A 12,303-nucleotide genomic window follows, 5' to 3' on the forward strand; every position below is an offset into this window, starting at 1 on the left:
CGCCTCACTTGAACCGGATGGTCGGGTTGATGACCGCGTACAGCACGTCGACGGTCAGGTTGATCAGGATGAACTCGAGCGAAAACAGCAGCACGATCGCCTGGATCACCGGGTAGTCGCGCATCGTCACCGCGTCGACGAGCAGGCGGCCGAGCCCCGGCCAGTTGAACACGACCTCGACGACGATCGAGCCGCCGAGCAGGAAGCCGAACTGCAGCCCCATCATCGTGACGACCGGAATCATCGCGTTGCGCAGGCAGTGCTTGAGCACCACCATCGGCTCGTGCACGCCTTTCGCACGCGCGGTGCGCACGAAATCCTCGTTCAGCACCTCGACGAACGACGCGCGCGTGAAGCGCGCCATCACGGCCGCGACCGCGGCGCCGAGCGTCAGCGACGGCAGCACGTAGCTTTTCCACGAACCGTCCGGCACGACCGGCAGCCAGCCGAGCTTCACCGAGAAGACTTCCATCAGCAGCATGCCGAGCGCGAACGCGGGAAACGAGATGCCCGACACCGCGAGCGTCATGCCGAGGCGATCCGGCCAGCGGTTGCGCCATACCGCCGACGCGATGCCGATCGCCATCCCGAAGGCCGTCGCCCACACCATGCTGACGAGCGTCAGCATCAGCGTCGGCATGAAGCGCTCGCCGATCTCGGTCGAGACCGGCCGCTTGCTGCGCGTCGACATGCCGAAGTCGCCGTGCGCGATCTTCGTGAAGAAGTTCACGAACTGCGCGGGCAGCGGCCGGTCGAGCCCGAGATCGGCACGCACGAGCGCGACCGTCGCGTCGTCGGCTTCGGGGCCGGCCGCGAGCCGCGCCGGGTCGCCCGGCAGCAGGTGGACGAACAGGAACACCAGCACCGCGACGATCGCGAGCGTGGGCAGCAGGCCGAACAGGCGTTTGACGAGAAAATTCAGCATGGGGCACCGATCGAATCAGCGTGCCGGCGGCTCGCGCCGCCGGCACCGCATGGCGGACGAACCGCCGTCATCACCACTGTCACTTCAGCGAGATTTCGTCGAAGTTGAACGAGCCGTCCGGCATCACGTACGCACCCTGCAGCCGCTTGCTGCGCGCATACACGATCTTCTCCTGGACGAGGAAGATCCACGGCGCATCGGTCCAGATCTGCTTCTGCGCATCGGCGTAGAGGTCGGTCTTCTTCGCGCGATCGACCGTCTCGAGCGCCTTCGTCAGATCGCCGTCGACCGTGTCGTTCTTGTAGTACGCGGTGTTGACGAGCTTCGGCGGCGCCGACGCGCCGGCGAGCAGCGGCGTGATCGCCCAGTTCGCTTCACCCGTCGACGACGACCAGCCGATGTAGTACATCCGCACCGGCGCCTTCGCCGGATCCGGCGCGCTCTCGACCTTCGCGACGCGCTCGCCGGCCTCCAGCGCCTGCACCTGCACCTTCACGCCGACCTGCGCGAGCTGCTGCTGCACGAACTGGATCGCCTTCTGCGATGTCGAGTTGTTATACGCGGACCACAGCGTCGTCTCGAAGCCGTTCGGATAGCCGGCCTCCTTCAGCAGCGCGCGCGCCTTCGCCGGGTCGTACGGCCACGGGCCCAGCTTCGTCGCGTAGTCGACACCCTGCGGCACCACGCCGGTGGACGGCGTCGCGAAGCCGGAGAACGCGACCTTCGCGAGCGCTTCCTTGTTCACCGCGTAGTTCAGCGCCTGGCGCACCTTCGGGTTGTCGAACGGCTTCTGCAGCATGTTCAGCGACACGTAGCGCTGCACGATCGACGGCCGCTCCACGATGTCGACCTTCGGGTTGCCCTTCAGGTCGACCGCCTGCTCGAACGGGATGCGGAACGCGAAATCGGCTTCGCCTGTCTTGATCAGCGCGGCACGCGTGTTGTTGTCGACCACCGGCTTCCAGTCGATCGCGTCGATCTTCGGATAGCCCTTCTTCCAGTAGCCGGCGAACTTCTTCACCTTCAGGTCGTCGGTCTGCTTCCATTCGACGAACTCGAACGGGCCGGTGCCGACCGGATGCAGCGCGATGTCGCGGCCCCACTTCTTCAGCGCGGCCGGCGAGATCATCACGGCCGACGGGTGCGCGAACGTGTTGATCAGCGCCGAGAACGGCTCGCGCAGCGTGATCTTCACCGTGTATGGATCGACCACTTCGGTCTTCTCGATCACGCGGAACATGTTGTAGCGCTTCAGGTGGTTCGCCGGATCGGTCACGCGGTCGAAGTTCGCCTTCACGGCCGCCGCGTTGAAATCGGTGCCGTCGTGGAACTTCACGCCCTGGCGCAGCTTGATCGTGTAGACCTTCGCATCGGGGCTCGCGTCGTAACTCGTCGCCAGCACGTTGACGAGCTTCATGTCCTTGTCGAAGCCGAACAGGCCCTGGTAGAACGACTTGACGACGGCCTGCGACACCGTGTCGTTCGCGTCGTACGGGTCCATCGTCGTGAACGTCGAATCCACCGCCATCACCGCGGTCTGCTGTGCGAACGCGGGCACCGCGGCCGACAGCGCGAACGCGCCGGCAAGCGCGACGAAACACGCGCGCGGACGAAACATCGGGAACGGATGCTGCTTGGTCATGTTGCTGGGCTCCTATCGGTGAATCGGTGACGCCTCACGGGCGTTTCGGTTTCGACTTCCTGCACGCTCGCGCATCGCCATGGCGACGCATTGCTTCAGTACGCGCCGCCGACGCGATGCGTCGCGACGTAATGATCGGGGCCGACCGCGACGAGCGGTGCGACGACCGGGTCGTCACCGACCGCGCGGATCGGGCTCGGGATTTCGTCGGCCGCCAGCTGGCGCGGCGCATGCCGACGCGCCGGATCGGCCACCGGCACCGCGCTCATCAGCTTCTTCGTGTACGGGTGCTGCGGCGCCTCGAACACCGCGCGGCGCGGGCCGATCTCGACGATCTGGCCGAGATACATCACCGCGACGCGATGGCTGATGCGCTCGACCACCGCCATGTCGTGCGAGATGAACAGGTACGCGACGCCGAGCTCGCGCTGCAGGTCGAGCATCAGGTTGACGATCTGCGCCTGCACCGACACGTCGAGCGCCGACACCGATTCGTCGGCGATCACGACCTTCGGGTTCAGCGCGAGCGCGCGCGCGATCGCGATCCGCTGGCGCTGGCCGCCCGAGAATTCGTGCGGATAGCGGCGCGCGGCCTCGGGCGGCAGGCCGACCTTGTCGAGCAACCAGTCGACGCGCGCCTGCGCTTCGCGGCCGCTCGCGACGCCGTGCACGAGCAGCGGCTCCATGATCGAGAAGCCGACGGTCAGGCGCGGGTTCAGCGACGCGAACGGATCCTGGAAGATGAACTGGATGTTCCGGCGCAGCGCCTGCAGGTCTGGGCCCTTCAGCGCACTGATGTCGCGGCCGTCGAATTCGATCGAGCCGCTCTGCGATTCGACGAGGCGCAGCAGCGAGCGGCCGGTGGTCGACTTGCCGCAGCCCGATTCGCCGACCAGCGCGAGCGTCTCGCCCGCGCGCAGTTCGAAGCTCACCCGTTCCACCGCGTGCACGTATTGCGACACGCGGCCGAACACGCCGCTCTTCACCGGGAAGCGCGTCACGAGATCGCGCACGCGCAGGATCGGCGACGCGGACGGGTCGACGGGCGGCTGCACATCGTCGTTCGCCGCGGGGGCGGGCGACGCAGCCGGTGCTGCCGCACTCGCGCCCTCCACCTTCAGCAGCGGGAATTTCTCGGGTGCATCGGTGCCCTGCATCGAGCCGAGTTTCGGCACGGCCGCGAGCAGCGCACGCGTGTAGCGATGCTCAGGCGCCGCGAAGATGCGATCCGATTCGCCCTCCTCGACCTTCTCGCCGCGATACATCACGAGCACGCGGTCGGCCACTTCGGCCACCACGCCCATGTCGTGCGTGATGAAGATCACGCCCATGTTCATCTCGTCCTGCAGCCCGCGCACCAGTTGCAGGATCTGCGCCTGGATCGTCACGTCGAGCGCGGTCGTCGGCTCGTCGGCGATCAGCAGCGACGGCCGGCACGACAGCGCCATCGCGATCATCACCCGCTGCCGCATCCCGCCCGACAACTGGTGCGGATAGCGCGCGAACACGCGGCGCGCCTCCGGAATGCGCACGAGTTCGAGCAGCCGCAGCGTTTCCGCGCGCGCTTCCGACAGGCTTTTCGACTGGTGCAGCGCGATCGCCTCGCTGATCTGGTCGCCGACCGTGAACACCGGGTTCAGCGACGTCATCGGCTCCTGGAAGATCATCGCGATGTCCGCGCCGCGAATGCCGCGCATCGTCGCGCCGCTGGCCTGCGCGAGATCGACGATCGCACCGCCGCGCCGGCGGAACGCGATCCGGCCGTTCGTGATCGCGCCGCCGCCGTGCTCGACGAGCCGCATCAGCGCGAGCGACGTGACCGACTTGCCCGAGCCCGATTCGCCGACGATCGCGAGCGTCTCGCCGCGATCGACGTGAAACGACACGTTGCGCACCGCGTCGAACGTCGCGCCTTCGCGGCGGAACGTGACCGACAGGTCGTCGACGGCCACCACGCGCTGCTCGGGCAGCACCAGGCCGGACGGGTTACGGCTCGAAGTCATCGTGGGTCTCCTCCTCGTGCGGTCCGGGATCAGGCCGTGTCGTCGTCGCGATAGATGCCGACCACCGGCGCTTCGCCGACGCGCGCATAGCCGCGGTACATCCCTTCGGTGTTGAACGGCATCGCGACGTTGCCCTGCGCATCGACCGCGATGATCCCCCCGCGGCCCGCGAGGCGCGGCAGCTTGTTCATCACGACGTCGTGCGCGGCCTCGGCGAGCGATGCGCCGCGATACGCGATCTGCGCGGCCACGTCATGCGCGGTCGCGAGCCGGATGAACATCTCGCCGGTGCCCGTCGCGGATACGGCGCAGGTCGCGTCGTCCGCATAGCAGCCCGCGCCGATGATCGGCGAATCGCCGACACGCCCCGGCTGCTTGTTCGTGATGCCGCCCGTCGACGTCGCCGCCGCGATGTGGCCGTGCTGGTCGCATGCGACCGCGCCGACCGTGCCGTGCTTGCGGTCCGGGTCGAGCGGTTCGGCCGGTTGCTGCAGCTGCTGTGATGCGCCGAACGTGAACGTCGCCGCGTCGTGGTCGAGCATGGCGCCCGCCGCTGCGCGCGCCTTGACCCACTGCGCGTGACGCGCCTCGGTGTGGAAGTAACCCGGTTCCGCGAGTTCGAGCCCCTGCGCGGCCGCGAACGCATCGGCGCCGTCACCGGCGAACAGCACGTGCTCGCTGGCTTCCATCACGCGCCGCGCGGCCAGCACCGGATTGCGCACACGCGTCGCGCAGCAGATCGCGCCGGCGCCGAGCGTCGCGCCATCCATCACCGCCGCGTCGAGTTCATGCTTGCCCTCGGCCGTATAGACGGCGCCGCGCCCGGCGTTGAACAGCGGACAATCCTCGAGCATCCGCACCGCGACGGTGACGGCGTCGAGCGCGCTGCCGCCATCGGCCAGCACTTGCTGCGCGGCCGTCAGGATGGCGGTCAGTTCGGCACGGTACTGACGTTCGGTGTCGGAATCCATCGCCTCGCGCAGGATCGTGCCTGCGCCGCCGTGAATCGCCACGATCGCGGGTGAAGTCATGTTTTTTTCGGACGGTGAGTAGAAGGGTTGGCGGCCGGTGGCGTCGCTTGCGGCTGGATGAGCCACGGCAGCAGGAATTCGGTCATCTCGGCCGCGGATTTCGCGGACCGGTGCGTGCGCAGCGCGACCGCGTCGATCAGCGCCTCGATCATCGCGAGCACGGCCGCTTCCGACGTCGCCGCGAATCGCCGCTCGGCCTTGACGTACAGGTTCAGCGACGCGATCGGCGCAAGCGGCGATTGCGGGCCGTCGGAGATACCCAGCACGCGTGCCCCGCGCGCCGCCGCGCGACGGGCGAGTTCGATCGTGTCCTTCACGTAGCGCGGAAACGCGAGCGCGATCACGAGATCGCGCGAGTCGGCCGTATACAGCCGCCGCGCCGCGTGCGACGGACCGCCGAGCAGCGCGAGCGACTGCACGTTGTCATGGCACACGGACAGCCCGTGCTCCATCAGCCCGGTGAGAAACGCGCTCGACCCCGCGCCGAGAATCAGCACGCGCCGCGCGCCGACGATCGCCTCGACCGCGGCCTCGACATCGGCTGCGTCCAGTTGCGCACGCGTGTTCTCGATGTTCGCGACGGCCTGGTCGAATACCGCGTCGATCCACGCGGCGCCGCGCACGCCCGGCTCCTGCTCCTGCGCGGAACGCAGCCGCTCGACCGGCCCGAGCGTCGCCTCGAAGCCACGCACGAGCGCCGCGCGCATCGCCGGATAGCCATCGAAACCGAGCGCCTTCGCGAAGCGGTTCGCGGTCGCGATCGACGCATTCACGGCCTGCGCGAGTTCGTCGATGCGCATCGTCGCCGCGCGGAACGGATTCGCGAGCACGAACTCGCCCATGCGGCGGTGGATCGGCGTCATCAACGGCATTGCCGACGCGATCCGCTCGGCGATGGCGGGTTCGTCGTGACTGGCGTCGGGCGGAACGAGAGGCGTCATGCGAAGGGTTGTTGCAAGGATGATGAAAATGAATTTACACAACTCCCGTCTCGAAAAGAAATAAATTTTCATCAGGGTTGTCACGTCCCGCCCCCATGCCGTTCGATCACCCGATGCGCGCACAGCCCCGCCGCACGGGCCTTCGCGCGCGATCACCGTGCGTTGCCACGCACGCCGCGTGGCCGCGCTCCTCGGGAAAACCCCGAGCAAGTTCGTTCGAATGCATTTTCACGTTGACCGGATTCGAATTCGAACATAGGATGCTCGAAAATGATCAGTCGTCAGATAACATCGCAGATCGACGACGACAAAATGTTCGTTCGAATACCGTATTTTCGATATAAGACGGCATGACCCGCGCCCATCAAGATCGGACATCGTACGAATAAAACGAATAAGCCATCCCGGGCGGATGGCCCTTACGGATCGGCGGGCGCTGTGCGCCCGCCCCTCTGACAGGAGACAGCAGTGAAGACAGTCAAGGCGTTGCGCTGGTGGATCATCGTGCTCGTATGTCTCGGCACGATCCTCAACTACCTCGCACGGAACTCCCTCGCGGTGCTCGCCCCCGAGCTGAAGCAGGTCTTTTCGATCTCGACGCAGCAGTATTCGTACATCGTCGGCGCGTTCCAGATCGGCTACACGATCATGCAGCCCGTGTGCGGCTTCGTCGTCGACCTGATCGGGCTGCGGCTCGGGTTCGCGCTGTTCGCGATGCTGTGGTCGATCGTCGGCGTCGCGCACGGCTTCGCGTCGGGCTGGCTGTCGCTCGGCATCCTGCGCGGCTTTCTCGGGCTGTTCGAAGCCGCCGCGATTCCGTCCGGGATGAAGGCGGTCGCCGAATGGTTTCCCGATCGCGAGAAATCCGTCGCGGTCGGCTATTTCAATGCGGGCACGTCGCTCGGCGCCGCGATCGCGCCGCCGCTCGTCGTGTTCCTGTCGATGCGGTTCGGCTGGCAGGCCGCGTTCATGGCCACCGGCGCGCTCGGCTTCGTGTGGGCCGCGCTCTGGTACGCGCAGTACCGGTCGCCGGCCGATCATCCGCGCATCACGCCGCAGGAGCGCGCGCTGATCCGCGACGGCCAGGCGACGATGCCGCCCGTGTCGAAGCGCCGCATTCGCGACGTCGTCACCGCGCGGCGCTTCTGGGCCATCGCGCTGCCGCGCTTCTTCGCCGAGCCCGCGTGGCAGACCTTCAGCTTCTGGATTCCGCTGTATCTCGCGACCGAGCGCCACATGGAGCTCAAGCAGATCGCGATCTTCGCGTGGATGCCGTTTCTCGCGGCCGACCTCGGCGGCATCGCGGGCGGCTACCTGTCGCCGTATCTCGCGAAGCGGTTCGAGCTGCCGCTCGTGTGGTCGCGCGTTGCCGGCGTCGCGCTCGGCGCGGTGCTGATGCTCGGCCCCGCGATGATCGGGCTCGTCGCGTCGCCGTACATGGCCATCGCGCTGTTCTGCGTAGGCGGCTTCGCGCACCAGATGATCTCCGCACTCGTCAACACGCTGTCGGCCGACGTGTTCGATCCCGAGGAAGTCGGCACCGCGAGCGGCTTCGCCGGAATGGCCGCGTGGATCGGCGGGCTCGGCTTCTCGCTGCTGGTCGGCGCGCTCGCCGACAAGATCGGCTATGCGCCGCTGTTCGCGTGCCTCGGCCTGTTCGACATCATCGGCGTCACGCTGCTCGCGATGCTGATCCGCGGGCAGTCGAAGCAGGAACGCCTGCTCGCCCGGCACGCCTGACCTTCGCCCTTACCAGGAATCGCATTCATGACTTCGCTTCTTCATCCGCCCGTGTTCCGCGTCGCCGGCCAGCACGCGAACCGTGTGCTGCTCGCGTCCGAGGCGGGCGCAACCCTTGAAATCTTCGTGCTCGAGGATGACATCGTGCGGGTGCGCGTGCTGCCCGATGCGACGGCGCGCAACCCGCGCACGTGGTCGATCGCGCCTGGCCTCGAGGACGTGCCGCTCGACGGGCGCGACCGCCTCGACTTGAGCGGCTTCGCGCTGCCCTCCTTTACCCTCGTCGAAGACGATGACAGCGTGTGCATCGAGACCGTACAGATCCGGCTCGCGGTCCGCCGGCAAAGCGGCCATTGCACGTGGTCGATGCGCGGCGCGGACGGCACGTGGCGCGTCGCACTCGCCGACCGTGCGACGCAGGCGTACAACTTCGGCTGGTGGGACGATCGCGCGTATCACTACGTCGCCCGCGGGCGCGGCGACAAGGTGTTCGGCCTCGGCGAACGCGCGGGCGACCTCGATCGCACCGGCGCGCGCTTCGAGATGCGCAACATCGACGCGATGGGCTACAGCGCGAAGCACACCGACCCGCTGTACAAGCACATTCCGTTCTACATCACGTGGTCGCCCGCTGCGTGCCAGGGGTTCGGGCTGTTCTACGACACGCTGTCGGACTGCGCGTTCGACATGGGCCGCGAGCTCGACAACTATCACGGCCCGTACCGCTATTTCGTCGCCGAGCATGGCGATCTCGACTACTACTTCATCGCGTCGCCCGACACGCCGCTCGCGGCCGCGCGGCGCTTCACGTGGCTCACCGGGCGCCCCGCGCGCACGCCGAAATGGGGGCTCGGCTACTCGGGATCGACGATGCGCTACACCGATGCGCCGGATGCGCAGCAGCAGATGAACCAGTTCGTCGAGCAATGCGACACGCACGACATCCTGTGCGATTCGTTCCACCTGTCGTCGGGCTATACGTCGATCGGCGCGAAGCGCTACGTATTCAACTGGAACCGCGACAAGTTTCCCGACGCAAAGGGCTTCGTGAAGCATTACCGCGACCACGGCATCCGCCTGTGCGCGAACATCAAGCCGTGCCTGCTGCGCGACCATCCCGCATTCGAAGACGCGGCCACGCGCGGGCTGCTGATCCGCTCGGCGTCCGGCGAGCCCGCATGGGTGCAGTTCTGGGACGAGGTCGGCGCGTATCTCGACTTCACGCAGCCCGACGCGTACCGCTGGTGGCGCGAGCAGGTCACGTCGGCGCTGCTCGAATACGGGATCGAGTCGACCTGGAACGACAACAACGAGTACGAGATCTGGTCGCCCGACGCGATCGCGCACGGCTTCGGCCAGCCGTATCCCGTGCGTGAAGCGAAGGTGCTGCAGACGATGCTGATGATGCGCGCGTCGCGCGACGCGCAGCGCGCGCATGCGCCGGCGCGGCGGCCGTTCCTCGTGTCGCGCTCCGGCGGCGCCGGCATGCAGCGCTACGTGCAGACCTGGTCCGGCGACAACTATACGTCGTGGGAAACCCTGCGCTACAACCTGAAGATGGGCCTCGGGCTCGCGCTGTCGGGCGTGTCGAACATCGGTCACGACATCGGCGGCTTCTCCGGGCCCGCACCGTCGCCGGAGTTGCTGCTGCGCTGGGTGCAGTTCGGCCTCTTCATGCCGCGCTTCAGCATCCACTCGTGGAACGACGACGGCACCGTCAACGAACCGTGGATGTACCCGGAGATCACCGCGCAGATCGCGTCGCTGATCAAGCAGCGTTACCGGCTGCTGCCCTACCTCTATCACCTGCTATGGCTGTCGACGACGCGCTACGAGCCCGTGCTGCGGCCGACCTTCGCCGATTTCCCCGGCGATGCGCGCTGCTACGACGAATGCGACGACATGATGCTCGGCGACGCGCTGCTCGTCGCGCCGGTCGTCGATCCCGGCCTGACGGCGCGCACCGTCTATCTGCCGTCGGGCGCGCGCTGGTTGTGCTGCGCGAGCGCGCAAGCGTTCGACGGCGGCGCGAGCGTGACGCTGCCCGCGCCGCTCGACTCGCCGGTGAGGCTGCTGCGCGAGGGCCGCGTGCTGCCGCTGAACGTCGCCGAGCAACATTTCGGCGCGCGTGCCGACACGCGCGGCTTCCTCGTCGCGCCGCGCATCGAGGACGGCGTCGCCTACGGCGAATGCGTCGAGGACGATGGCGAGACGGAAGCATGGCGCGACGGCGAATACGGACTGTGGCGCATCGAGACCGGCCGCGAAGCGTCGGGCGCGCTCGGCGTATCGGTGCGCTGGGACGGCCGCCCGGCACGCCCGGCCGACCGCGTCGAAATCCTGTTGCCCGCGTCGCTGCACGGCGCGGTCGCCGTGCGCGGCGCGCATGTCGAGCAGGACGCGCAGGACGGCGCATGGCGCCGCCTCGTCGTCGCATTCGACAGCTGAACCGCGTCACCCACGCAAGACGGGCCGTTCACACGGCCCGCCGCTCGCCACAGAGGAGGCGACCGAGCCTCCCGCTCACCTTGAAAAGATGAAGAGATCTGGAGATCGTCAATGAAAGCACCCGTCAACCGCTATGCAATCCTGATTTTATCGGCCGCCTCGCTCGGCACGACCGCCGCCCACGCGCAGAGCAGCGTGACGCTGTACGGCGTCGTCGACGATTCGCTCGCGTACGTGAACAACCAGCAGGGCCACTCGAACGTCTACATGCGCGACGGCAACCTGTATGCATCGAAGTTCGGGCTGCGCGGCGACGAGGAGCTCGGCGGCGGCACGCATGCGATCTTCGACCTGCAGTCCGGCTTCAACCTGAACAACGGCGCGCAATCCGCCGCCGGCCTGATCTTCAATCGCCAGGCGTTCGTCGGCCTGCGCAACGATCGCTACGGCACGATGACGGCCGGCCGCCAGTACACGCCCTACTTCCTGTTCGTCGGGCCGTACGCATCGAGCAGCTGGCTGACCGGCGCGACGGGCGCGCATCCGGGTGACATCGACGGCCTCGACACGACGATCCGCGTGAACAATTCGATTACCTATACGTCGCCGACCTTCGCCGGGCTGGCCGCGAGCGCGATGTATGCGTTCGGCGGCATTGCAGGCGCGACCGGCAAGGGCAACACGTTCAGCGCCGCGCTGCGTTATGCGAACGGGCCGATCGGCGTCGCGGCCGGCTACCTGCGCATCAACAGCTCGGGCTCGTCGGCGGGCTTCCTGAATCCGGCGACCGCCGCGTCGGGCAGCTTCGCGGTGTCCGTGCTGAACCAGGGCTACCTGACCGCGAAGGCCGTCGAGCAGGTCGCGGCGGCCGGCAACTACACGCTCGGCGACCTGACGATGGGTCTCAACTATTCCAACGTGAAGTACCTGCCCGGCAACGGCTCCGCGTTCGCGGACACGGCCGTGTTCAACACCTACGGCGCGCTCGCCGCGTACCGCTTCACGCCGGTGTTCTCGGTGGCCGGCGCGTTCGCATACACGCTCGCGTCGAAGGCGAACGGCATCAACAGTGCGGCCCGCTACCAGCAGGTTTCGCTGAAGGAGTCGTACAGCCTGTCGAAGCGCACGACGCTCTATGCGCTGCAGGCGTACACGCATTCGAGCGGGCAGACGCTCGGTGCGCAAGGCGCCGGCCACGTGATCGATGCGGCGCCGATCGTCGGCGATTCGCAGCAGCTCACGCCATCGACGACGCACGGCCAGTTCGTCGGCATGGCGGGCATCGCCGTCACGTTCTGAACCCTCGCGGCAGCGCTTTCGGCGCGCTGCCCCTGCCCCGGACGACACGCGCATTTCCCGCATTCCACGCGCGCCGTCCGGGCGCCCGATACACATCCGCCACGGCGTTTGCAGCGCCCCGTCCGCCCGCCGGGCGAATCTCCCGGGTTTTCTCGATCTTCTCAATACCTTACAATTCGTCAGGTTTATCCCTTCTGCATGCCCCTTCTTGCAGTCCTGACACCGCGGTACACTCGACGCACGCCGTATCAGGGTCCGACGCGCGACACGCGCG

The 12,303-nt window shown here is 67.5% G+C and carries 8 protein-coding genes; 3 read left to right on the forward strand and 5 right to left on the reverse strand.

Features of this window, described 5'->3' with window-relative positions:
- Positions 1 to 4: 4 nt before the first annotated feature.
- From gsiC to LGM56_RS06720, 5 genes are all read right to left on the reverse strand, one after another.
- Entirely contained in the window at positions 5 to 925 is a 921-nt protein-coding gene (gsiC, locus tag LGM56_RS06700; protein WP_085037810.1) for a glutathione ABC transporter permease GsiC, read from the reverse strand.
- A 79-nt stretch (positions 926 to 1,004) separates the two neighbouring features.
- Entirely contained in the window at positions 1,005 to 2,567 is a 1,563-nt protein-coding gene (gsiB, locus tag LGM56_RS06705; protein WP_226203676.1) for a glutathione ABC transporter substrate-binding protein GsiB, read from the reverse strand.
- A gap of 95 nt (positions 2,568 to 2,662) precedes the next feature.
- Positions 2,663 to 4,570, reverse strand: coding sequence for a dipeptide ABC transporter ATP-binding protein (locus LGM56_RS06710; RefSeq protein ID WP_226203679.1), 1,908 nt, complete (start codon positions 4,568 to 4,570; stop codon positions 2,663 to 2,665).
- Between the two features lie 29 nt (positions 4,571 to 4,599).
- Positions 4,600 to 5,601: an isoaspartyl peptidase/L-asparaginase family protein gene (locus LGM56_RS06715; RefSeq protein WP_089497171.1), complete on the reverse strand. Its 1,002-nt coding sequence runs from the start codon at positions 5,599 to 5,601 to the stop codon at positions 4,600 to 4,602.
- Complete coding sequence (locus LGM56_RS06720) at positions 5,598 to 6,542, reverse strand: MurR/RpiR family transcriptional regulator (protein WP_089432554.1); 945 nt, start codon at positions 6,540 to 6,542, stop codon at positions 5,598 to 5,600. The genes LGM56_RS06715 and LGM56_RS06720 overlap by 4 nt, the downstream gene beginning before the upstream one ends.
- A gap of 468 nt (positions 6,543 to 7,010) precedes the next feature.
- Between LGM56_RS06720 and LGM56_RS06725 the strand changes: the two genes are divergently transcribed.
- From LGM56_RS06725 to LGM56_RS06735, 3 genes are all read left to right on the forward strand, one after another.
- A complete protein-coding gene (locus LGM56_RS06725; RefSeq protein WP_226203681.1) occupies positions 7,011 to 8,282 on the forward strand; it encodes an MFS transporter in 1,272 nt (423 codons plus the stop codon).
- Positions 8,283 to 8,309: 27 nt separating this feature from the next.
- Positions 8,310 to 10,730 carry a glycoside hydrolase family 31 protein gene (locus tag LGM56_RS06730; protein ID WP_226203683.1) on the forward strand — a complete coding sequence of 807 codons (2,421 nt, stop codon included), beginning with the start codon at positions 8,310 to 8,312 and terminating at the stop codon, positions 10,728 to 10,730.
- A 111-nt stretch (positions 10,731 to 10,841) separates the two neighbouring features.
- Positions 10,842 to 12,029 (forward strand): porin, encoded by a 1,188-nt coding sequence (locus LGM56_RS06735; protein WP_226203685.1) that lies wholly within the window; start codon positions 10,842 to 10,844, stop codon positions 12,027 to 12,029.
- Positions 12,030 to 12,303: the final 274 nt, after the last annotated feature.

The sequence above is a fragment of the Burkholderia sp. AU38729 genome (assembly GCF_020419725.1).
Lineage (GTDB): Bacteria > Pseudomonadota > Gammaproteobacteria > Burkholderiales > Burkholderiaceae > Burkholderia.

Excerpts from the sequence above, each read along its gene's own strand:
- gsiC (WP_085037810.1), bottom strand. The coding sequence starts at position 925 with ATGCTGAATTTTCTCGTCAAACGCCTGTTCGGCCTGCTGCCCACGCTC.
- LGM56_RS06710 (WP_226203679.1), bottom strand. The coding sequence starts at position 4,570 with ATGACTTCGAGCCGTAACCCGTCCGGCCTGGTGCTGCCCGAGCAGCGC.
- LGM56_RS06735 (WP_226203685.1), top strand. The coding sequence starts at position 10,842 with ATGAAAGCACCCGTCAACCGCTATGCAATCCTGATTTTATCGGCCGCC.
- LGM56_RS06730 (WP_226203683.1), top strand. The coding sequence starts at position 8,310 with ATGACTTCGCTTCTTCATCCGCCCGTGTTCCGCGTCGCCGGCCAGCAC.
- LGM56_RS06720 (WP_089432554.1), bottom strand. The coding sequence starts at position 6,542 with ATGACGCCTCTCGTTCCGCCCGACGCCAGTCACGACGAACCCGCCATC.
- LGM56_RS06715 (WP_089497171.1), bottom strand. The coding sequence starts at position 5,601 with ATGACTTCACCCGCGATCGTGGCGATTCACGGCGGCGCAGGCACGATC.
- gsiB (WP_226203676.1), bottom strand. The coding sequence starts at position 2,567 with ATGACCAAGCAGCATCCGTTCCCGATGTTTCGTCCGCGCGCGTGTTTC.